At 47.0% G+C, this 23,657-nt stretch carries 14 protein-coding genes; 8 read left to right on the top strand and 6 right to left on the bottom strand.

From position 1 onward, the window contains the following. Positions 1-15 precede the first annotated feature (15 nt). The 4 genes from NIES2104_RS15930 to NIES2104_RS31310 are packed head-to-tail and all read right to left on the bottom strand — an operon-like array spanning position 16 to position 5,302. Positions 16-765, bottom strand: a complete 750-nt coding sequence (locus NIES2104_RS15930; RefSeq protein WP_058999281.1) for a serine protease — start codon at positions 763-765, stop codon at positions 16-18. A gap of 6 nt (positions 766-771) precedes the next feature. Continuing rightward, complete coding sequence (locus tag NIES2104_RS15925) at positions 772-1,341, bottom strand: COP23 domain-containing protein (protein WP_192843595.1); 570 nt, start codon at positions 1,339-1,341, stop codon at positions 772-774. A gap of 28 nt (positions 1,342-1,369) precedes the next feature. Then, positions 1,370-4,675, bottom strand: a complete 3,306-nt coding sequence (locus NIES2104_RS15920) for a S8 family serine peptidase (protein ID WP_058999279.1) — start codon at positions 4,673-4,675, stop codon at positions 1,370-1,372. A gap of 54 nt (positions 4,676-4,729) precedes the next feature. Next, complete coding sequence (locus tag NIES2104_RS31310) at positions 4,730-5,302, bottom strand: DUF1036 domain-containing protein (RefSeq protein ID WP_082690013.1); 573 nt, start codon at positions 5,300-5,302, stop codon at positions 4,730-4,732. Positions 5,303-5,514: 212 nt separating this feature from the next. On the opposite strand from NIES2104_RS31310, the gene NIES2104_RS15905 reads away from it, so the two are divergent. The 7 genes from NIES2104_RS15905 to NIES2104_RS15875 all read left to right on the top strand — a co-directional run bounded on the left by NIES2104_RS15905 (position 5,515) and on the right by NIES2104_RS15875 (position 16,636). Next, positions 5,515-9,336, top strand: a complete 3,822-nt coding sequence (locus NIES2104_RS15905; protein ID WP_058999276.1) for an NB-ARC domain-containing protein — start codon at positions 5,515-5,517, stop codon at positions 9,334-9,336. A 307-nt stretch (positions 9,337-9,643) separates the two neighbouring features. Next, on the top strand, positions 9,644-11,584 hold the full coding sequence (locus NIES2104_RS15900; protein WP_058999275.1) for a response regulator: 1,941 nt from the start codon (positions 9,644-9,646) through the stop codon (positions 11,582-11,584). A 106-nt stretch (positions 11,585-11,690) separates the two neighbouring features. Then, positions 11,691-12,554, top strand: a complete 864-nt coding sequence (locus NIES2104_RS15895) for an STAS domain-containing protein (RefSeq protein ID WP_058999274.1) — start codon at positions 11,691-11,693, stop codon at positions 12,552-12,554. A 26-nt stretch (positions 12,555-12,580) separates the two neighbouring features. Then, complete coding sequence (locus tag NIES2104_RS15890; RefSeq protein ID WP_058999273.1) at positions 12,581-12,973, top strand: STAS domain-containing protein; 393 nt, start codon at positions 12,581-12,583, stop codon at positions 12,971-12,973. Continuing rightward, a complete protein-coding gene (locus NIES2104_RS15885) occupies positions 12,960-13,361 on the top strand; it encodes an anti-sigma regulatory factor (protein WP_058999272.1) in 402 nt (133 codons plus the stop codon). The genes NIES2104_RS15890 and NIES2104_RS15885 overlap by 14 nt, the downstream gene beginning before the upstream one ends. Positions 13,362-13,688: 327 nt before the next feature. Continuing rightward, entirely contained in the window at positions 13,689-14,723 is a 1,035-nt protein-coding gene (locus NIES2104_RS15880; protein WP_058999271.1) for a SpoIIE family protein phosphatase, read from the top strand. Further along, positions 14,720-16,636: an ATP-binding protein gene (locus NIES2104_RS15875; protein ID WP_202815082.1), complete on the top strand. Its 1,917-nt coding sequence runs from the start codon at positions 14,720-14,722 to the stop codon at positions 16,634-16,636. The genes NIES2104_RS15880 and NIES2104_RS15875 overlap by 4 nt, the downstream gene beginning before the upstream one ends. A gap of 248 nt (positions 16,637-16,884) precedes the next feature. On the opposite strand, the gene NIES2104_RS15870 is transcribed toward NIES2104_RS15875, so the two are convergent. Both NIES2104_RS15870 and NIES2104_RS15865 read right to left on the bottom strand, forming a co-directional pair. After that, a complete protein-coding gene (locus NIES2104_RS15870; protein ID WP_058999270.1) occupies positions 16,885-20,334 on the bottom strand; it encodes an AAA-like domain-containing protein in 3,450 nt (1,149 codons plus the stop codon). A gap of 21 nt (positions 20,335-20,355) precedes the next feature. After that, positions 20,356-22,053: an AAA-like domain-containing protein gene (locus NIES2104_RS15865; RefSeq protein WP_058999269.1), complete on the bottom strand. Its 1,698-nt coding sequence runs from the start codon at positions 22,051-22,053 to the stop codon at positions 20,356-20,358. A gap of 184 nt (positions 22,054-22,237) precedes the next feature. Between NIES2104_RS15865 and NIES2104_RS15860 the strand changes: the two genes are divergently transcribed. After that, a complete protein-coding gene (locus tag NIES2104_RS15860) occupies positions 22,238-23,647 on the top strand; it encodes a serine/threonine-protein kinase (protein ID WP_072218213.1) in 1,410 nt (469 codons plus the stop codon). The last annotated feature ends 10 nt before the right edge of the window (positions 23,648-23,657 follow it).

Genomic DNA, 23,657 nt, shown 5'->3' with positions numbered 1-23,657 from the left:
CCACAGCAGAGAGATTTAGTGAGCGTTTGCGAATAGAGATTGAAACTGAGAAGCTGGAATTCCCCAGCTTAACGGCTTCATTTGTTGAATCAAAGATTTAGAAGGCTGTGTGCCATCTTCAAACAGAAAGGCTCGATCGCCCTGCACCGGATAGCTCAGTCTGCCATTGATCCCGACTAAGCGACCTTGACGATCGAGAATCGGTCCACCACTCATTCCATCCCGTACGGTGTTGGTATAACCCAAGCTGTAGCCTTGTAACAACGGTTTCGGAGCCTGCATTTGTAAGGTTCCGCTCGTGAGTAAAAAGGCTTTCATGTCCCAGTTGTAAGTGGATTCGAGATAGCTGCGATCGCGAGGAAAATGATAGTTCGGAAACCCTGCGGAGTAGAGCAAATCTCCAGTCTTTAGAGTTTCCGATCGACCGATTTTAACGGTTTGATAGTCCTGCTGACTTTCAAACTCGATCAGAGCGAGATCTAAAGAATTTGACAAAGCAATTTTCCGCAAAGTGGCTGGATGTCGATCGCCATCGCTAGTCAACACCGTATAAGCAATTGCTTCAGGTGCAACGTGCTGATTGGTCAAAACAACATAGGTTGAATTATAGCGATCGACAATCACCCCAGAGCCGCTCCCAGATTCGCTTAAAACTCTCACAGTGACTTGCTTAGCAAGTTGCTCGATTGAAGATTCTCTTGCCTGCACAGGAGCAGATAGAGCGATACCGATCGCGATCGCAATCAGCGTTCTACGGTTGATCATGAGACATTAGCGAGAAGATTGATTAGGTTTAGAAGCCGCTTCGATTAATTGACCCAGATTGACATAAGGTAAGCCCGAAGTTTCCTCAATGGCACTGTTGCGCCCACTCAAAGAGAAGTTGACTAAGCTTGCGATGACTTTACTCGGATCAGTGCCATTCTTCTTGTTGAGGGTGAACAGAACATTACTGCGATCGCAGCCTGCATTCGTATTGTTCACATAGCAAAGCACCGGAAGATTGTTGAGCATGCCGATCGTTAGCCACAGATTGCCGACATTTCCGCCGTTTTGAGCCACGGCGCGATTTAATCGATCGGTGACTTCATAACAACGTCGCTCAGGGGTGTAGCCTGACTCACTGAATTCCTGAGTTTTCCACAGCAAGAGCGGTGAGGTGGGTTCGTTGTTTGCTTTGAGTGCGATCGTGGCAAATCGTGCCCCGCCCTGATCGTTTTTCAGCTTGATACATTCAAACGGCGCAACCAGCGAGAAATCTCTTGCTTGAGCAACAGTGGTCATCACTAGCGTTTGAGCCAGGATTAAACCGGAAAGTGAAAATAGCGATCGTAATTTCATAGCATTCTCCATGTGTAAATTGTTTGAACTAACGCGATCGAACGGTGATAGAAACGGTTCCCGTTCCGCTTCTGCCCCGCTTTGTTTTCACCGTGAACCGAGCAACTTTGAAGGTATTTCGCGTCCTCGGCACGACAAAAGTCTGACGCTCCGGAGTCGTCGCAAAGTTCTGAGAAAATTCCCACGTCAAAGACTCTGCAAGCTCATCTCCTGGTGGAATGGTGTAGAACTGTTGAACGGTCGCGATCGGCAGATCGACGAGAATTTCAGCCGCTTCAGGTGAACGCACACTACAGCCTGGTGAGCAAGTGCGATCCCTGAGATTAACCGTTAGATTAATGTCCTTGACTACTAGAGAACTAGCTGGGCTTGGCGTTGGTCTGGGTGTTGGTCGTGCTGTGGGTTGTCCAGTTAGAGACAGTTGAGCAATTCCGAGCGTGCGAGGAACGTTAATTGCAGACAGTTGCGACATAATGGGTTCCTGGTTCTGATTGAAAGCCCTCTGACCTTCATTATTCAGAACCTGAAAGGGTGTCTGGCTTTGAATAATACGTTGCGCTACCTGGCTTGCAGTGAGTTGTGGCTCTCGGCTCCATAGCCATGCGGCTAATCCTGCAACTTGAGGAGCAGCGGAGGAAGTACCGCCACCCACCGTGCAGACAATTCGTTGATCGCTGGTGAGAGATGGAAATCCTGGCAGATGATTTCGTTGATTTTGGGGATCGATACAAGTTTGAGTACCCACTACAGATGGATCTACTATTCCATTAGTGATTGGGTTTCCGTTAATGTCTTCGCTTACCCGCCCCGTCTGTGGATTTATCTGTGGACGCTGTCCATGCTGTCCAATTGCTCGCACCGCTAATCTAGGATTGCTCACGCCATTTGAGTAGTACGCATACTCTCCTGTCAGATCGAGTGCCTCTACAACCAGAATGTCTGATAGCCGAGGAATATTTGCTCTAACTTGGCTAGTAATAGTACGACAAGCATTTTTGCCAGAAATCTTGTCCCAAATGCTTATGATTTCGCACTCTCGAACTTTTGACTCAGTGACTTGAGATAAATCGTCTCGTAGCCCGGCTGCTGTCCAAGTTCCATTGTTTTCAGCAGGAATGATAGTGTTCTTAAAACGATTGCTATCGTTACCTGCCGATTGGACAAAGACAACGCGATTTTCCAACTTACGCTGACGAATCTTAGTTGCCCATACTGCTCCTTCATCACGAGAAACTTCTGCCGTCAGTTTTTCTCCACCTGAAAAGTTGATAACGTGAAGACCATTCGTGTGCTGAAGGGTGTGAAGTAAGCGATCGTCAAGATGACTGGAGCTGACGACTGCATTAAAGGCAAAGATACGAGCATTCGCATCAGGATACATTCCCACTACGCCTTGATTGTTATTGCGTGCTGCCATCAACCCAGCAACTAGATAACCGTGCTCATTTTTCTGGTTCGTAATATTGCGGTTTTGATCCCTCTGATTTTGGTGTTCCCTGGAATTGTCTAAAAGCGCAACATTGCGATGCCCAGTGGAATCAAGTGACTTGAACACTGGAGCAGCACCGGTTCCTTGAATTGTCTGCCGACAGAAAAAACCAGTATTGTCACACCACCAACCTGCCATCAGGAAACCTCTATCACTGTCTGAGGTTTTACCCATTAGCCCAGTCGCTTTTGTATTTTCTTTAGAGGATGCAAGCCGCTCCAAGAATCCCAAATAAGGTTGAAAAGGTAGCTGGTCAGTCTTTTGAAAAAGCGGATTAATCACATTGACATCTGGATGCACTGGATCAGAAAACCAATCCATGATGAACAAATTGACATTACCTCGCCCCAGAGGCGCATCAGGTCGCTGTCCATCCGCGCCGATCGCACCGACAAGTTGTAGCGGCAGGGGAATAAACTGTTGGGTTGGAGCAGCAGCTTGGGCTGGAGATGGATCAACCAGTGATAGCGATGGTGGCTTCGGTATTTCCTTGCGAATGATAGGAACAGCGGTAATCACTTTAGGCTGAAGTCGTAAGATGCGCCGAGCATTATCCAGCCCGTCTAGATCACCTGTATCTGGAATTTTGAGCGTAACAACGGTTCCACCTTCATAAGAACTAATGATCCCGCCACCTACTGCCGTTAATCCACCATTCAATTCATCAACAGTTGCATCATCCGCGTAAACGACTTGAATTTGATTTCTAGCAACTGTGAGTCCTTGAGTTTCGCTCCCTGATCGCACGTCATCTACCCAGATTGGCGGATTCGTTTCATCCGGCAATAAATCTGGCAACACTTCTGACATTTTTAGACCCGGTGGAGCGGGGATCTGAGACAGAATTTTAGTCTGATTGCTCAGCGTTGCTCCACTAGGGTCGATCACCTTTGTATTCTTTGAGTTGAGGGTGAGCAAGCCAAAGGTGTCTGGACTCTCCACATAAGCGATCGGAACCGTAAAGGAACCATAGATTCGAGAAACGCTGCCTGCAATTCGACGGTTTCCAGGTGCAACTGGACTTTCAAATGCGATCGCGGCTCCTCCATCTGATAATCCGGGAGCAGAAAAGAATTGAGTCGGAAGTGAAGTAAAACAGTTTTCCGCTCCTTTTACAGCCGTGAGCGTAAGCTGAGAGAAACTTTGATCAAACGTACCAGAAAGATCATAATTACCAACTTTGCAAGTCGGCAATGTGCTTGAAAAAATTTGCAGAACTCCCTCAACTTGCGAAACAGGTTTTACCACTCCAGGACGAGGCTTACCTGGTGCTTCAACAGGATTAGTTGGAGGAGAAGTTTGAGGAGGAGAACCACCCGGAGGATTAGTTGAAGGAGTTTGAGAAGGAGAACCACCTGGAGGATTAATTGAAGGAGTTTGAGGAGGAGAACCACCCGGAGGATTTTGATTTGTTCTACCTGGATTGGGTTGACCAGAACTATTACTTACACCAACGCCTACAACGACTACTGCGGTTGTACCATTGAGCTTCCGTGTGGTGTAAACGACATTAATCAATTTGCTGACATCTACCGTGCCAATACGGTTTCGGTTTTGCTCGATGCAGGGTTTTAGCTGCTCTGCTAAAGGACGCACGATCGAGGTCCGAATCTGCTCTTCACTCATGACTCCCACATACTTGAGTGAAAGCTCTTCCGAAGTTTTGACACAGATAAATCGCTGCTGAAACTCCGCTGCAACTTCTTGAGCAGTGTTCGCCGCAATCAAAGCATGACTCATTTGGCTCAGGGCGATTTGTGGCACCCTGAGAATCGAAAGTGCTGCAAACAAAATCGCTAAACTAATGCTCAGGACAATCCTGGCAGATCTTCTAAAAAACCACATACGATTCTAACCAGACAGGGAATGAAGGCAGGTACGGCACCGAAACACATACGATCACGGGGTGAGTGTCACACCATCGTTAATCAGTCCAAACGGTCTAAACTCTGCACCATTAAGACATCCACCGTTTGAACCCATTTCAAACTGTGAATTGGCAACGCAATACTGACGACTGCGATCGCCATACCAACGACTGCGATTTTCTTTGCGGACGGAGTTGGCATAGTAGTGAGTGACCGCACCGTGAACCGGATGGGATTCAAGCGTGACGCATCCCCCATTGGATAACGTCCACCATCCTCTAGAAATGCCGCTCTCATAGCCGAGCGCAACATTGACACGCTCTCCAGTTCCATTGCACACCTGCCGCAGCGAAGAACTAGAAGTCCAGCTTCCTGAATTGGGGGGCGGAGCAGCTTGGGGAGAAGGGGGACAGCCAAAGGCAGTGCAAGCTTGTCCCCTAGGTGAATTGGGACAGCCAAAGGGATTACATTCGGCAACAGTCGATTCAGAACAGCCGAACACATTGCATCCGGCGACCGCAGGAGTGTGTTCTAGTAAAACTGCACCCACCGAGCCACTCAGAACAAGGAATACCGCGAATGATTGTGAAGCAAGTCGATTCATAACAATTCTCCGAATTGCAAAGCTAATTGCGCCTAACTGCCGTGAGAATTTTGCATTCTGTGTGCTCAGATTAGAGGATTTGTCTGCGGCTTGGCGGTCGGAAAAAGTCGGAAAAAGTCAGAACTTAAGTGTGAAAATTTACGTAGTTTTTTGCAGATAACCCTGAATTTGGTTTGAAAATAAAAACAATTTTGATACGGCTTTGATGAAAAATGAATTCTGAATCTGCGATCGCTCTCATTGAAACTCTTTTAGATCACAAACGGTTAACCAAAGTTCAAGAAATCGTCTTTCGTAACACCTGGGAAGGCAAAACCTATTCAGAGATGGCGCAAGCCTGCAAATATGATGCGGGACACCTCAAAGATGTTGGCGCTGAATTATGGCGATCGCTGTCACACGCTCTCAACGAGAAAGTGACCAAGAATAACATTCATCGAGTGATCGAAAAGACACGCGATCGTAAGATTCAACCTCTGAATATTCAAGATATAACCAATACGCTAGAATCACCGATCACTCGCCATACAGATTGGAACGACGCGATCGATGTCTCTAATTTTCATGGACGATCACTCGAATTAGAACGGATTGAGAGTTGGCTAGTTGAATCAGCACACTGTCGGTTAATTGCAGTTCTGGGAATGGGCGGTATTGGGAAAACATCGCTTTCAGTCAAACTTGCACAACAGGTACAGCAGCAGTTTGAATTTGTAATTTGGCGATCGCTTAAAGATGCACCGTTGCTCGAAGAACTCTTACAAGACCTGATTAAAGTTCTATCGCAGCATCAAGAGGTGTCTTTACCTACTAAACCTGGCAGTCTTATCTCAAAGCTAATTCAACAGTTACGGAACAAACGCTGTCTGATCATTCTTGATAATTTTGAAGCAGCGCTAGAAGATGGACAGCGATCGGGAAGCTATCGATCAGAATATGAAGCGTATGGTGAACTATTACAGCGAATTGGAGAAATTTCGCATCGAAGCTGTTTGCTGTTGACCAGTCGAGAAAAACCCGCTGAAGTTGCAGCACTTGAAGGGGAAAGCCTGCCGGTACGATCGCTGTTTCTCACTGGACTAGATCTAATTGCTGGACAAAACATTCTTAAGGCAAAAGGACTTTCAGGAACCCGCATCGAAGCTGAAACCTTGATTCAGTGCTACCAAGGTAATCCACTTGCCTTAAAAATTGCTGCAACCTCAATTCTCGATTTATTTGCAGGCAACATTGCTGAATTTTTACAGCAAGGAGCGATCGTCTTTAATGGCATTCGGAATTTGCTCGATCGACAAATTCGGCGACTGTCAGCGATCGAGATCCAGATTATGTACTGGCTGGCAATCAATCGAGAACCGGTTTCTGCAACTAATCTACAAGCGGATCTCATTCCAAAGCGATCAAAAGCTGATATTCTCGAAGCGCTAGAATCATTGAAATGGCGATCGCTGATTGAGAAAGCAAAGCCTTCAGATAGCAATGAGGCTTACTTTACTCAGCAGCCTGTTGTAATGGAGTACATCACCGCTCAATTGATCGAGCAAATCAGTCAGGAACTCCTCACGCAACAGATCCACCGATTCAATCAGTATGCTTTGATCAAAGCCCGCGCAAAAGACTACATCCGAGAAAGCCAAATTCGATTCATTCTGCACCCGATCGCAAATCAGCTACAACAGCATTTCAATTGTTCATCCAGCGTAGAACAACACTGCCAAGCAATCCTCAAAACAATTCACACAAACTATCAGGGTCAATCTGGATACGCAGGCGGAAATTTACTAAACCTACTGCGACAGTTCAACTTTGATCTAACTGGATATGATTTCTCTCATCTTTCGGTGTGGCAAGCGGATCTTCAAGGCATCCAACTGCATCAAGTGAACTTTAGCCATGCTGATTTGTCACAGTCTAGATTTAGCAATGCTCTAACTAATACGGTTTGGGTCGAGGTTAGCCCCGATGGAACACGGCTTGTCACCAGTGATGCAAACGGCTCCATTCGGTTGTGGAACCTGTCCGATGGTCAAGAGATCCTCACGCTTGAAGGTCATTCGAGTTGGACATGGGCAGTTCGATTTAGTCCTGATGGTCGATCGCTTGCCAGTTGCAGTGGAGATTACACGATTCGATTGTGGGATACAGCAACTGGATTATGCTTACAAACGTTAATCGGTCACACTAGTAGCGTTTGGGCAGTGTGCTTTAGTTCAGATGGAACATTGCTTGCGAGTTCAAGCTTAGATCAGACCGTAAAACTTTGGGACATCAGCAGTGGACGCTGTGCAACGACGATCGAACAAACCGGCGGACGATCCATTTCATTTAGTCCTGATGGAACAAAACTCGCGATCGTCGCCTCTGACCAAACCACGATCGTTCTCTTGAATGTTCACAATCAACAAATCTTGCAGACGCTAAGTGGGCACAGTCAACCGATCTGGTCGATCGCATTTAGCCCTGATGGAACGCGCTTAGTCAGCGGGAGCGAAGATCAAACTGCAAGACTTTGGCAGATTGAAGGCGGAAGATGTCAGCACCTTTTTCAAATGCCTGGGCTGGGTTGTGTCTGGACAGTCGCTTTCTCGCCAGATGGTCAGAGTGTAGCACTCGGCAGCGATTCGGGTTTAATCACCCTTTGGGAGGTTCAGACCAAACAAATCTGTCAAATGTTGCAGGGGCACACCGGGCATCTTTGGTCGATCGCATTTAGTCCCGATAGTCAGCATTTAGCCAGTAGCGCTGAAGATCAAACGATTCGATGGTGGCGCGTCAAAACGGGACAATGCTTAAGAACAATTCACGGCTATAACGGTCGAATTCGAGCGATCGCGCTGAGTCCCACGGCTCCACTGCTTGCCAGTGCTGTGAATCAAACGATTTCACTCTGGGATACTGCTTCTGGAACGTGTCTAACTCATCTCGATCGCGCTTCTGGTGAAATTTACTCGGTTGCTTTTAGCTCGGATGGAACTCTGTTAGCAAGTGGGTGTAACGATGGAACCTTGCAACTCTGGAACATCAAAACGCAGCGCTGTTTACAAACATTTCAGGCGCACATCGGTCGAATCTTTAAAGTCGCCTTTCATCCAACTCAACCGTACTTCATCAGCGCCGGTTCTGATAGCACCATTCGTGTCTGGGATGTTGCTAGTTCCCGTTGCCTTCAGACGCTCACGAATCACACGGGATGGATTTTTTCTGCAACATTTAGCCGGAGTGGTCGATATTTAGCGAGTGGCAGCGATGGAGAAATTAAGCTGTGGGATGTGAACACTTGGCAGTGTGTGAAAACGCTTCAGAGTCATCAAGGATGGGTTTGGGCATTAGCTTTTAGTCCCGATGATTGTACGCTTGCCAGTGGTGGATTTGATCAAGTGATTCGGATCTGGGATGTCACAACGGGAAAAATTGTACGATCGTTAAACGGACACACGAAAGCAGTTTCAGATCTTTTTTACACAGAAACGGGAGATCAGATTATAAGTTGCGGTCGGGATCAAACGATTCGACTGTGGAACTTGTCCACGGACGATATCAGAATGCTCGTCGGTCATCAAAACTGGGTCTGGGGGATTTGTTTGACTCATTCGATCGCCGATGTGTCGCAAGCCAAGCGCCAAACGCTGATTAGTGGTAGTCAAGATGAAACCATCAAGCTCTGGAATCTTGGGCGGGCGACGTGTTCAGAAACGTGGCGATCGTCGCGCCCCTACGAGGGTATGAAGATTACAGGTGTCGTTGGACTTACAGATGCTCAAGAAAAGACGCTTGGCTTGCTCGGAGCGATTAAAAGCACAAGTGTGGAGGACAGCAAAAGTTCTAAACCTGGTTTAAGTGAAATCTTGCACGATGATCAACGAGGGTTATTTCAGGCATCTCATTCATCGCATTCACCCGCCCCGGAATGGAATTCGGGGCTAACGGTGCGAAGTCAGTTGAAACTGACTAAAGAAGCTGAATCTACGCTCTTCAGTCCCCTTCATTGCACTGCCTCGCCCCGAATTCCATTCCGGGGCGAGGCAGTGCAATGAACGAAACACTATCGCCTTGCTGCCATGGGTGCAAGATTTCGCTGAATTTACTCCGGTTGCCCGGTCTGCCTCTGGGCTGATACGCGCGATGTGAAATCTACTGTAGGATAGAGACTGATTGACAGTTTTGGTAAGAACTTTGCCGCTGAATTTTCCACACAAGCGCTGGGCGGCGATCGCACTTTGCTAAAAAGCTGAGATTTGTGTCTCTCCCATCAAAAGAGGACATTTTTCTTTAAGATTGTTCTACTCTGTTCCAATCCATTTAGCACAGTGCAACACTGCCGCTATGTACGCTGGAGATCATATGATACCGCATCGTACCGTTTTAATCGTCGAAGATTCTGAAACTGATCGCTACATCTTCAGACGGTACCTGATGGCTGATCCTGGAGTCTCCTACACGATTCTTGAAAGTCCTTCCGCTGCCGACGGATTAGCGCTCTGTCGAAATCGGCTGCCAGATGGCATTCTGCTCGATATCAAACTGCCCGACTGCGACGGATTTGAGTTTTTATCGCGACTGAAAGCACAAATTCAGGGAACCTGTCCGCCTGTGGTCGTCGTGAGTTGTTATAACGATGCGACTACTGCCGCGATCGCATTTAAGAACGGCGTTGAAGATTATTTTGTGAAGGGGCAAACGAACCCGGATAAAATGCGATCGGCAATGCGAAGCGCGATCGAAAACGCTGAACTGCGCCGCCGATTGCAGCAAAGTGAGGAACGGTTTCGGACTTCGATCGAGAATTTACTCGACTGCTTTGGAATTTTTTCGGCAATTCGTGATGATGCCGGACAGATTATCGATTTTCGGATCGACTATTTGAATCGGGTTGCCCTTCAAAACCACTGGCTCAGCGACACTGCGATCGATCAAACCTTGTCTGAAGTGTTTCCACGCTACCGAGACAGCAGTGTATTTAAAGAACATTGTCAGATTGTCGAAACCGGAGAACCGAACATTAAAGAGGCATTCCCTTTAGACTTACTCGATAACGGTTCGCTGATGCAATTTTATGATGTGCGATCGTCAAAGTTGAATGATGGACTGGTCTTGGCATGGCGCGATGTCACTGATCGAGTTCGTGCAGAAACAGAACGAGAGCAACTCTTATCTCAAGCTCAGATCGCTCGTGCAGAAGCTGAAGCCGCTAACCACAGTAAAGATGAGTTTCTCGCAATTGTCGCTCATGAACTTCGTGCCCCGCTCAATTCGATGTTTGGTTGGGCAAAGCTGTTACAAGCGAAACCTCCGAATGCTGATACTTTGATTCGGGCATTGCAGTCGATCGAGCGCAGCGCAAAAAATCAATTGCAATTGATCGAAGACTTGCTGGATATCTCCCGCATGGTGCGGGGTGAATTGAGAATCGATCGCGTTTCGACGCAGTTAGGGTTAGTCGTGGAAGCCGCGATCGATATGATTCGCCCGCTGGCAGAAGCGAAACAGATTCTAGTGATCTCAGACATTGACCACACTGCGAATGAAGTTTTGGGCGACTCGAATCGGTTACAGCAAGTCGTGTGGAATTTGTTGATCAATGCGGTGAAATTCACCCCTGAACAGGGAAAAATCGCGATCGCACTCACCTACGAAGAATCACAAGCAGCGATTAGCGTAAGTGATACGGGAAAAGGGATCAATGTAGATTTTTTACCGTATGTCTTCGATCGCTTTCGGCAGGCACAAACGAACGCGCCCAGATCCCAAGACGGTTTAGGATTAGGGCTGGCAATCACTCGCGAATTGGTGGACTTGCACGAAGGTACCATCGCTGTAACGAGTGGCGGAGAAGGACAAGGCGCGACTTTCATCGTTCGTTTGCCGCTGATTCAAGCTTCGTCTCTAGATTCGCAGCACCTTCAAGGTTTGAATGGGCTAAAGGTGCTGCTAATTGACGATGAGCCAGATAGTTTGGAATTTGTTCAATTTTATCTAGAGCATGAGGGCGCGATCGTGGCAACTGCGACTTCTGCGGATGAAGCGATCGAGACTTTTCAAACGTTCTGCCCCGCGATCGTGATCAGTGATATCTCGATGCCACATAAAGACGGGTATCAATTGCTGCAAGAGATTCGCGCTCTATCGGTTGATCAAACCGTTCCTGCGATCGCGCTAACGGCTCATGTGAATGACGATGCAAAACAGCAAGCTTTTGCTGCCGGATATCGCATTCATTTATCGAAACCGTTAGATATTGAACAGTTGTTTGAAGCCATTACCGCCCTTGTGAAGCGATCGTGAGGGTATATTGTTTTTCAGCAATGCAATTAGATCTGCCCTTAGACGTATTCTGTAGGATGGAGCATTTGCGGTTAGCTAGGAACCGGGACTTGGAAGGAAGGGAACAATGCCAGTAAGCAGTACGAGCAAAATTGCAGAGATTCTTGAACAGAATGAAGCCGAACTCCTACAAGAGTGGCAGACAGAATTAAAATCATCGAATCAACTGCGCCCAGAATTAATTCGCCAAGGAGAACTCGATCAGCAGTGTCGAGAATTCTTGCAACTGCTCCGGAGTGCAGTTCAACATCAAAATTTAAGCGATGTCCAAGCGCCAGAATGGGGAAGTACGCGCCAATTTTTAGCGAACGTCTCTCGATCGCGGGTTCAACAAGGATTTATGCCGTCTGAAGTCGCGCTGTTCGTGTTTTCATTCAAAAAGCCGATGTTCGATCGCTTGCGCCACAATCTTGCACATCAAGGCGACTTGTTAGTCGATGCGATCGCGGAAATGACTCATCTGCTCGATCAGCTAGGGCTTTGGACGATGGAAGTTTATCAAAAAGCCCGTGAAGAAACGATTCAACGCCAGCAAGAAGAATTGCTCGAACTTTCGACCCCAGTTGTGAAACTATGGGACGGAATTCTCGCACTGCCAATGATTGGGACACTCGATAGCGCTCGGACTCAAATTGTGATGGAATCCCTACTTCAGCAAATTGTTGAAACAGGCTCTCAAGTGGTGATTTTGGACATTACAGGAGTCCCAACCGTCGATACACTCGTCGCACAGTATCTGCTCAAAACGGTGGCAGCGGCTCGATTAATGGGCACTGACTGTATTATCAGCGGCATTCGTCCTCAGATTGCTCAAACGATCGTACATTTAGGAGTTGATCTTTCAGCGGTCACGACTAAAGCAACCTTGGCAGATGCGTTTGCGATCGCACTGAAACAGCGAGGATTGAAAGTCTCACCCGAACGATCGTAAAGCAGAATTCCAAGTGAGGTAGCGCCATGGAAGGCATTCCGATTCTCAAAATGGGTCAGTTTCTCTTAGTGACGATTCAGGTGGATATGCACGATCGTCTAGCATTGAAGCTGCAAAACGACCTCACGAATCGCATTGTTAAGACCGGAGCGAAAGGCGTTCTGATCGACATTTCTTCACTAGAAATTGTTGACTCGTTTATTGGGCGGGTTTTAAGTAACATTGCAACGGTTTCTCAACTGTTAGATGCCCAAACGGTGGTTGTGGGAATGCAGCCTGCGGTGGCGATCACCCTAGTTGAGTTGGGATTGTCACTGACCGGAGTTCGGACGGCTCTGGATGTCGAGACGGGTATGGCGCTTTTACAACGTTCTTTTGGTTTGCCACCGGAGGAGATTGGCAACCATGTTCAATTCTGAGATTGTTGAGATTCGATCGCAGTCGGATATTGTGGTGGTGCGTCAAAGAGTTCGCGCCTTGGCGATCGATCTAAGATTTAGCCTGATCGAGCAAACCAAGATTGTCACCGCCGCGAGTGAACTGGCTCGAAACACACTCGATTATGGCAAAGGCGGAACGGTGACACTCGAAATTGTCGATCGTTTCGGTGAAGTTGGACTTAAGCTGACCTTTGAAGATCAAGGTCCTGGCATCGTTGATATTGAACTAGCCTTGCAGGATGGTTATACCACGGGTAAAGGACTCGGACTTGGACTCGGCGGCGCAAAACGATTGATGAGTGAATTTGTAATCGTGTCCGAAGTGGGAAAAGGAACACAAGTGACGGTGATTCGCTGGCAACGGTGAATCTTTCTGAAGGCGGGCTGAATTGTGCAAGAGATACAGTACTGTTTAGAAAATGTTTGAAAAGTGTGGAAAGTCTTTTCGCTCTCGTTGTACTCCCGCCTCGAAATGAATTTCGGGCTAACCGTGGAAAGTCTACTGAAGTAGACTAGCAGCGAGTTTCAGTTCTTAGTCCATTTCTAATGGACTTGCGCCGATTAGCCCAAAATTCATTTCAAGGCGAGGTGTGGAAACGAACAAGAACTTCTCAAACATTCTCTTACATCAGCAATGGTTCGACGCTCAGGGCGGAGGTCAAGTCGTTGATTATTCACTTCCCGGACATTGCTCATGAAAGAATCCATTGCACTACCCATCAGCGAAGACAGTCAAGTAGGCGAAGCAAGACGGCTTGCAGTCGCGATGTCGATCGAGTTGGGATTTGATACAACCGAGCAAGGAAAAGTCGCGATCGTCGTCACCGAAGCCGCGAAGAACTTAGTAAAACACGCAAAGCATGGAGAAATTTTAATTCAATCGATCGACATCTCAGGCGCAACAAGCATCGAAATGATTGCGATCGATTCAGCACCAGGAATTCAAAACATTGCACAATCTTTACAAGATGGCTTCTCGACAACGGGAACATCTGGAACCGGATTAGGAGCGATTCAAAGACTGTCCACCCAATTCGATATTTATTCGCAGCCCCAAGTTGGAACGGTTTTGATCGCACGATTAGAATCGAAGCGCGACCCTCCAACCATGAAAGCGTTTGAAATTGGAGCGGTGAATCTGCCAAAACACAAAGACAACCCCTCCGGAGATGCTTGGGCGATCGAACAACAGCACGATCGATGTCTGATATTAGTGGCAGATGGATTAGGGTCAGGCACTTTAGCTGCCGAAGCATCACAAGCAGCAATCCGAGTCTTTCAAATCAATGCTCATTTGTCTCCTCAGCAGATTTTAGAAAAGATTCACGCAGCATTACGCAGTACACGAGGAGCAGTTGCCGCGATCGCTGAAATTATCCCTAGTGAACAACAAGTTCGATATGCTGGAATCGGAAACATTTCGGCAACCCTGCTCACAGGCAGTACCAGCCGCACTCTGATTTCCTACAACGGGACTCTAGGGCTAACCGTCCGCAAGGTGGCTGAGCTTTCCTATCCTTGGTCAAATCAGTCGATTCTAGTGATGCACTCAGACGGATTAGGAACACAATGGACGTTCGATCGCTATCCAGGGTTGCTCAATCGTCATCCTGCTTTAATTGCCGCAATTCTCTATCGGGATTTTCGCAGACCGATTGTCCGAAACAGCATTGGATTGCCCGATGATGTCGCTGTCTTAGTTGCAAAACCGAGGAATGAAGATCTATGAGCAACGCTGCTGAAGGTCAGTCGAATCGACTTTATCAGATGCCAGGACGACTGCCGATTCTCACGGTCGAAATTCGCTACGAACAAGATGTCGTTTTAGCGCGTCAACGTGCCCGCCAGATTGCCGCTCAGCTTGATTTTGATCCCCAAGCGCAAACGCGCATTGCTACTGCGATTTCTGAAATTGCTCGAAATGCTTTTATCTATGCTGGAGGCGGGAAAGCTGAATTCGCGATCGTCAAAGAGCCAGTTCAATCGCTGTTAATTCGCGTTTCAGACTCCGGAGCGGGGATTCGCAATTTATCTACGATTTTGAGCGGTCACTATCAATCCTCAACGGGCATGGGGTTAGGATTACTCGGTGCAAAGCGATTAATGGATGCTGTGCAGATTGAGTCTGAACTAGGACGAGGTACGATCGTTGACTTAATCAAGCATCTCCCAAATCAGACGACCGTTTTCACTCCAGACCAGATCGGGCAATTAGTCGATCAACTACTTCGTCAAAATTCTCAAGATCCTTATACCGAGATACAACAACAAAATCAAGAATTGATTAGCACTCTAGAAGAACTGCGTCAGCGACAAGAGCAATTGACTCAATTGAATCAAGAGCTAGAAGATACAAATCGGGGAGTTGTCGCTCTGTATGCAGAATTAAACGATCGAGCAGAGTCGCTGCAAAAAGTCAGTGAACTCAAAACACGATTTCTCTCGGATCTCAGTCATGAATTTCGCACGCCGTTAAATGGCATTCTCAATCTCTCAAACATGTTGCTAAGCCGCTTAGATGGAGATTTAAGCGAAGAACAAGAAAAACAAGTGACCTTTATTCATCGATCGGCAGAATCGCTGACTGAGTTAGTGAATGATTTGCTTGATTTGGCAAAAGTCGAAGCAGGCAAGGTTGAGGTCAATCTGTCTGCTTTTCAGGTTGCAGATTTGTTTGGTGCGCTACGCGGACTGTTGCGTCCACTATTGAGCCAACATAGTACAGTCAAGCTTGTATTTGAAGATGGCATCGATTTACCGATTTTGCAGACTGATGAAGGTAAAGTCTCTCAGATTCTGCGAAACTTCGTTTCTAATGCGCTCAAGTTTACCGAGCATGGAGAAGTCCGAGTTAGTGCAGCACCCGGAGCCGATCACACGATCGTCTTTATCGTTTCAGATACCGGAATCGGCATTGCACTCGAAGACCAGAAACGCATTTTTGAAGAATTCGTGCAAATTGACAATCCGATGCAGCGACGATTTAAGGGAACTGGATTAGGCTTACCGCTGTGTAAAAGATTAGCAGAGTTACTCGGAGGAAGTATCAGTGTTAGTAGTCGCTTAGGTGCTGGCGCTCAATTTTGTCTGATACTCCCAATTCAACATCAATCACACCTTGCTTCAACAATGTCGATCGCTTCATCCTCTAACAATCAGGATCAGGGATTCAATCCTTTACCCATCCCTTCAGATCCGCTCTTTCAACTTGCGCCAAAAGTTCTCGTGATTGATGACGATGCGGTTACACGTTATACGATCGCGGGAATGCTGGCTCAATTGTCCTGCACTGTGGTAGAAGCAAAAGACGGATATGAGGGGCTTTATCGTGCCAAAGTCGAGCAACCCAATGCGATCGTACTTGATTTGTTGATGCCCGGAATTGATGGCTTTGAAGTGCTTTCTCAGCTAAAAGCCGATTCAACGACAGATACAATTCCTGTGATTATTCTGACTTCAAAGCAACTCAGCGCCAGAGAGCTTGAGCAATTAACCGCTGGTACACCAAGTTCACGAGCGATCGCAGTGCTTTCAAAGCAGCCCACTTTACAGCAGGAAACAGACCCCGCACGAAAAACAGCGATCGCGCAACTGAAAACCGCTCTACTTGATGCAGGTTTGAGTTTGGGCATTGCCCAATAGCGAGAAGAATCAAACAGGAATCGGGGCATCTCAGCATCTCAAGTCGTGAAATAACACCATTGCAATTCACCATTTATTTGCTCGAAACTAGGTCTTTCAAGCGGAGAAGTATGTCAAACAGTCGTAGGTTTATCGCTGTCATTTCTAGGTGTCATTTTACGATCGCTTTTTCTGAAGCAGGGTTGATAGCTGTCATGCCGCCAATGTCACTGTCATTTGACAGCTTCACCAAAATTGTGAAAGAGTCGTTATCTGTCACAAATGTGACGATCGCTTTCCTCTAAGTGCGAATTTGTCTTCAAATAATCATGGAGCCACTCACACCCATCAGACAGTTGTTTAGCACTCGCTAAACGCCAAAGTCGAATCATTTTGTCTCGACCCGCTGAAGCAAGCATCTTCCCATCTGGGCTAAAGCTGGCATCCCAAACCCAATCTGTGTGACCTGAAAAAGTTTGAAGTAGGCTGCCATCCGACGTTTTCCAGAGCTTAATTGTTTTATCAAAGCTAGCCGTTGCAATCAAACTTCCATCCGGGCTAAAACGCGCAGTCATCACACGCTCATTATGTCCTTCAAGCGATCGTAGAAGGCTGCCATCTGACGTTTTCCAAAGTTTAACCGTTTTGTCGTCACTCGCGGTTGCGATCATTTTTCCATTCTGGCTAAAACTGATGCCGTTAACCTCATCTTTATGTCCTGTGAGCGATCGTAGAAGTTTGCCGTCTCGATCCCAAAGCTTAGCTGTTTTGTCATCACTTACAGTAGCAATCGTTCGTCCATCTGGACTAAAACTGATATCCACAACATTCTCTTGATGGTTGCTATTCCATTGCTTTTTGATTGTTCTATCGCCTAAGTTCCAAAGAATAACACTTCTATCACTTCCAGTTGAAGCAAGAGTTTGACCGTCTGGACTAAAGCTAACTTTCATCACCCAGCCTTGATGTCCTTGTAAGGTTGCAAGCAATATCCCTTCTCGGCTCCAAAGTTTGATCGTTTTGTCCCAACTAGCAGTTGCAAGAATTCGATCATCGGGGCTAAAGCTGACGCTCCAGACTCGATTGTTATGCCCTTTGAGAGTTGCGATCGCGCTTCCTGCCCGGCTCCAAAGTCTAGCTGTGTTGTCTTGACTAGCAGTTGCAAGAATTTGACCATCGCGGCTGAAATTAACCCCGTACACTTCCCCTGTATGTCCTTGCAGAATTAAAGGCAGGCTGTCCCCAATCTTCCAAACTCGAACCGTTTGATCGAAACTGGCGGAAGCGATCATTTGGCTGTCTGGGCTAAATTGAAGGCTTGTGACTCGATCTTCATGCCCCTTCAATGTTTTGAGCAGTGTGCCCTGTCGATTCCACAGTTTAATCGTTTTGTCACTGCTTGCTGTCGCAATCGTCTGTCCATTGGGGCTAAAACTGACACCCATCACGCGATCGCTATGTCCTTTCAACGTACTCTTGAGTTTTCCAGATCTGTTCCAGAGTTTAACGGTGTAGTCCCAACTGGTAGAAGCGATCGTTCGCCCATCAGGGCTGAAACTGACCTGATAAATCTTGTCCTCGTGCCCTTTGAGCGTTCTGAGTTGATTGCCCGATCGATTCCACAGTTTGATTGTTTTGTCTTCGCTCGCGGATGCGATCGTCTGTCCATCGGGGCTGAAGCTCACGCTTGTGACTGGGCTTTCATGCCCCTTAAATGTTTTAATCTCATTGCCAGAGCGACTCCATAGTTTGATCGTTTTATCCTTACTGGCAGAAACAATCATCTGTCCGTCTGGACTAAAGTTCACGCTTGTCACTGCACCCGTATGTCCGTGAAGTGTCTTAACTTTGTTGCTCGATCGATTCCACAGTTTGATCGTCTTATCTTCGCTTGCAGAAGCGATCGTCTGTCTATCAGGGCTGAAGCTTACGCTCGTGACCGAACCATTATGACCTTTGAGCGTTTTGAACTCACGACCATCGCGGTGCCACAGTTGGATTGTTCCATCTTCACTTGCAGACGCGATTAGTTGTCTATCAGGCTGTTTATCAGAGCTGAAGCTCACGCTCGTGACCGAGCCATCATGACCTTCCAATCGATTGGACTCCTGAATCGCGCTGACCACCTGTTGCAGAATGCTTGCTGTTTTGGTTTTCAGATCGCCTGGAACTCCAATCGTGCCTTGTAACGCTTGTAACTCTTGTAACTCTCGCCTTGCCTTGACGCTTTCGACGAGTGCTTCGAGTTGTTTAGTTTCTAATTGCTGATTTGTGCCAAGTAATCGTTCAGCCGTCGCGTTCAATGTTTGAATCCGTGAAACCTTAGACGCTCTACTCGCCTCCTTCTCAACCCTAAGCGCTTCATCTGCCACCATAAGCGTTGCCAGTGTGCCAATAAACGAGAGGGCTAAAATGGCAGACCCCATCCGAATCTGCCGTTTCGCTTTTCGTTGTTCTTGCTCTTGACTCGCACTCAAAAACTGATAATCCTGAACACTCAAGCTTTTGTCGGCTGCCCAAATTTGAGCCTGGTAGAATGCTTGCCCTTGTAACAAATGGGAGGCATCCTGTTGCTTAGAAGCGACCCAAGCTGTAAGTTTCTTAGCATAGGGACGTAGCTCCGATAAGGCTTGATCAACCCATTTTTGGTCGAAAACAGTGGCATAGATGCGATTATAAACGCTTAGTGTTTCCTGCTGCTTGACCACCAAGCCCGATAACCGCAACTCCACCTGTTCCGGACTACCGTTGGCAGCGACTTGACCCTGTTGCAAAATTTGCTGATAAAGTCCGAGCAGTTGGGCTGCCCGTTTCTCGTTTCTCAAGATGCGATCGCGAATCGTCTTTAGATGTTCTGGCTGATCCTGAGTCTCCCAATTTTGAATCACATTTTGGTGGACAAAGTTCTCAATCCACTCTGAAATGTTGTCGCTCAGTTCAGGAGGACTCTTTTGAACCAAACTACATAGTTTCTGAGTTAAAAAGGGCTGTCCGCCTGTCCAGGCTAATATCTCTTTTAGCACGGCTTCAGAATGGCTCACGTTCTCGGTCAATCCTTCAGCGAGCGGCTGGGCTTCATGCAGTTGGAACCCTGTTAGATCGATGGTTCGACCAATATTAAAGGGTGTACGGTTCTTGTCCTGCACTAAGTCCGAAGCCGTTGCTACGCCTAGTAGCGCAAACGTCAAGCGTTGATATGCTGCCACATGATCACGTTTGTTGTAGCACGATCGAATCATCGCAAAAAAATCGTCTTTAAAGTCCAGGCTGAGAGTGCTGTCAATTTCATCAATGAAAATCACGATCGGTTGGCAGAGTTGAACGAGCAGCACAGACTCAATGAAAAGATCTAGACGACTTACCGCAGAAAGATAGTCATGTTCACGCCACCAAGTTCGGAAGTCTAATTCGAGCTTTAGGCTATTTACGATCGTGCTAACTAGCCCTGCATACCAGCGATCGGGTGTGACTTGTTGCGTTCCGATCGCGGTCACATCAATCACAACACAGATGATTTGATCCGCTTGCAGACGGCGCATGGTTCGGACGCGCAAACTTGACTTGCCCATCTGCCGCGAATTGAGCACGTAACAGAACTCGCCTGACTTTAACTCCTCATAGAGATCTTGATCCGCCTGCCGCTTAACATAAGTGGGAGCATTGGGGGGTAAACTGCCCCCAACTTGGTATTGATAGGTTGGGGTTTGTGCTGAACTCATCAAAAAATACCTACACGTTTGTTAGCGATCGCGAAAATACCGAAGATACAGCTCACAGCGAGGCGTAACAACATGATTGCCTTCTAATCTCACAAGCCCCATGCTGTAAAGCTTAAATGCTAGGACTGATTTCAACGAAACAGGAGCGTTTGTGTTTACAACTTGATGAAACGCTGTTGCTAACTCTGGATACTTTTCTAAGTTCCATAGCTGATGGCGGAGATGATCACCATAACATCCTGATTCAGTTGTCGCTTGGCTCAATATCTGGTCCAGCGTGATGTTCTCGTGAGCAACCTGATACAGCGCCATTCGCACCAAGAAAGGATGTCCCCCAACTAAATTCATGAGTTGCTCAACCTGGGAATCTGTCCAGTTTAATTGGTATCGCTGAGCTAAATTCTGAACTTGCGTTTGCGTAAACTCTGGTAACTCGATCGAAAGACCTACGTTAAATGGCGATTGGTTTGAATTCATCGGGATGTAAACATCTGTAGAGTGAACGATAACGAACCGAAGCTTTTCCCAACTGCCTTGATCGCCATACCTTGCTTTTTCATACCAAGCTCTCAACAGTCCAAGAAAATCATTCGCAACGTCTGGGTAAGCAAATACACGATCGACTTCATCTAAGCCAATGACTAAGGGACGTGTTGTTTCTGCCAATATGTAGTTCTCGAAATAAGTAGTGCTGTTATAGTTGCCATCAAAAATGTCGTCCCAGTACTCGGCTAACTGATTGGGTAAACCCAGCTTTTGACCGACAGAACCGCAAACCCATTGCATGAGTTTCTCTAAATTACTTAAAACGCTACTAGAGGTTAACTGAAAGCTTAAACAAACCGTATGACAGTCATGCTCTCTCGCCTGATGGAGAACCCTTGCCATCAATGAGGTCTTACCCATCTGCCTCGGCGCTTTAATTCTGATGAGCGCTCCTAGATGAAGAATTTCCTGATAACAATTCGATTCGATCGGGGGACGTTCGATATAAAAATCAGAGCTAAGCGGCACCTGACCTGTCGGGTATTCTCGTAATGCGATTGGGGCAGTAGGAGAAATATTTTTTTGGGTTAGCAAATTCTTCTCCGCCGAGTGGGGCAATAGATTTTGAATGGCTTCAACGATCGCAGAAGTATCCTCTGTTGATGTCCATCTCCACCACGGGAAGTCGGCTAAGGAGTCGTATACATCGGGATTCAGCACAACATCTAACCCAACCTGAACCCAAAGAATTGCGGGACTATTTTGAGAATCGTATAACTCCAGAGCGAAGTAAATTTCTTTTGTGACCACCTCACTGATCGCCGCTTGAGATAACAGAAGTACATAACAATCACATTGTTCTAATGCTTTAGTAAAGTGCTTAAACCAGTCTGCACGCTGTCGCAGTTTTTCTTCAGAGATGAATACATTTCGTCCCACCAATGCGATGCGTAACTGTTGCGCTAATTCGGCTTCTATCGAAAGTTTGCCATCCCACTCATCCGGATCGATAATGTCTGTGGGTTGCAGATTTAAGGGACAGACGATCTTTCGCACTGACTCTCGTTCCACCTTCTCTACACGATCGCGCAGTCGCTCCACTGTATCTAGAGAAACGCCTGCTCGGTTCGCAAGTGCCTTGGGAGACCAGCCTTTGCTGATCCGCCTCTGTTCCAGAATCTCGATGCCTTCCCTTGTGGCTCGAACGCCGCGACTTTTACGACTTTGGGTCATTATCAGCCTCACTGAGCGGTTCCGTCTGTGTTGCACTAATCGCTACCCACACTTTATCGAGTTTTAGACAGCCGTTGTAATGCACATCACTGAAGTTAATGTATCTGCCTTCAACTGCATCGATCTGCTCCTGCCTAAACAGTCAAAGCTTGCCTATGCTGATTGTAAAAACATGAGTAAAGTTATGTTTCAAGCAAATCAGGTTCTGCAAGAGCGTTACCAACTTCAACACCCGTTAGGGCGATCGTTCCAAGCGAGGCAAACATGGCTTGCCACAGACTTAGCTACCGATGTCTACGAGTTGGTTGTTATCAAGCTCTTAGTATTTACTGAGATTCAGCAATGGCAAGACTTAAAGCTGTTTGAACGAGAGGCGGAAATCTTAAAGTCTCTTGACCATCCTCGAATTCCACGCTATCGCAACTATTTCTTGGTTGATCCGCAGGCTGATTCTCCATTCTGTTGGTGGGGCTTAGTGCAAGATTATATTCCCGGAACCTCGCTAAAGCAATTAATCGAAGACCGTAAGCGGTTTAGCGAAGAAGAAGTGCGGCGAATCGCGATCGACATTCTGCAAATTTTGCACGATTTGCACGAATTAAAGCCACCGGTGCTGCATCGCGATATTAAACCGAGTAATCTGATTTTGGGTGCAAACAATCAGGTTTACTTAGTTGATTTTGGGTCAGTGCAGGATCGCGCCACGACCGAAGGCGCAACGTTTACGATCGTCGGCACTTACGGTTATACTCCACTGGAACAATTTGGCGGGCGAGCGGTTGCCGCATCAGATTTGTACGGATTGGGAGCAACGTTAATTCATTTGCTGACTGGAATTGCTCCGATTAATCTACCCCAACGCAATCTGCGGATTGAGTTTCGCGATCGCATGACAGATTCTAGTTTTGTCCGGTGGCTAGAGAAGCTAACCGAACCTGCCTTGGAGAATCGGTTTACCAGTGCCCGTGAAGCCCGCGAAGCACTGGAACAAGGGATAGATTCAATGATTCCAATTCGGGACAGAATTCAGACTGTTTCCTCTAAGCAATCGAAGAAAATTCAACGCATCAGTCCTCATCTTGTCATCGAGCAAACTCCACAAATTCTCAAAATCAAGGTTCGTGAACGTTCACCCAATCTTAGTGATAGTATTCTTCCGCTTGCGTTCTACCTCTTCTACCTCGCTTGGGCTTTTATCAGCTTTACGTTGTTGCCATTCGCTGACGGAGCTTACGCATTCACCCTTGGGTTCATCCTGGCTTACCTGATCTCGATCGGTAAAATTCTGTGGGAAGCCAGAGACAGAAAAGATTCTCCTGCAAGTGGAAATTCGATTCAATTTGATAGGAGATGCGATCACTTTATGGTGATCACTCGATCGTGGTTTTCTATAAGACGAGAATCAGGCAGGCTCTCAGCCATTCGATATCTTTCGATTACTTCATCTCAAGTGTCTACCACCCATACATCGCACCGGGACTGGACAGTTATCATTCGAGCCGACCAGAATTATAGATTGAATTGGAAACTCACTGAAGAAGAGTCTATCTGGCTGGTGAATGAGATTCAGACCTGGCTGAATGCGAAAAAATAGTGCAAATCGA

The organism is Leptolyngbya sp. NIES-2104, from assembly GCF_001485215.1.
GTDB lineage: Bacteria > Cyanobacteriota > Cyanobacteriia > Leptolyngbyales > Leptolyngbyaceae > Leptolyngbya.
The sequence above is the reverse complement of the archived record's forward strand: the minus strand, read 5'-3'. Positions and strand labels throughout refer to the sequence as shown.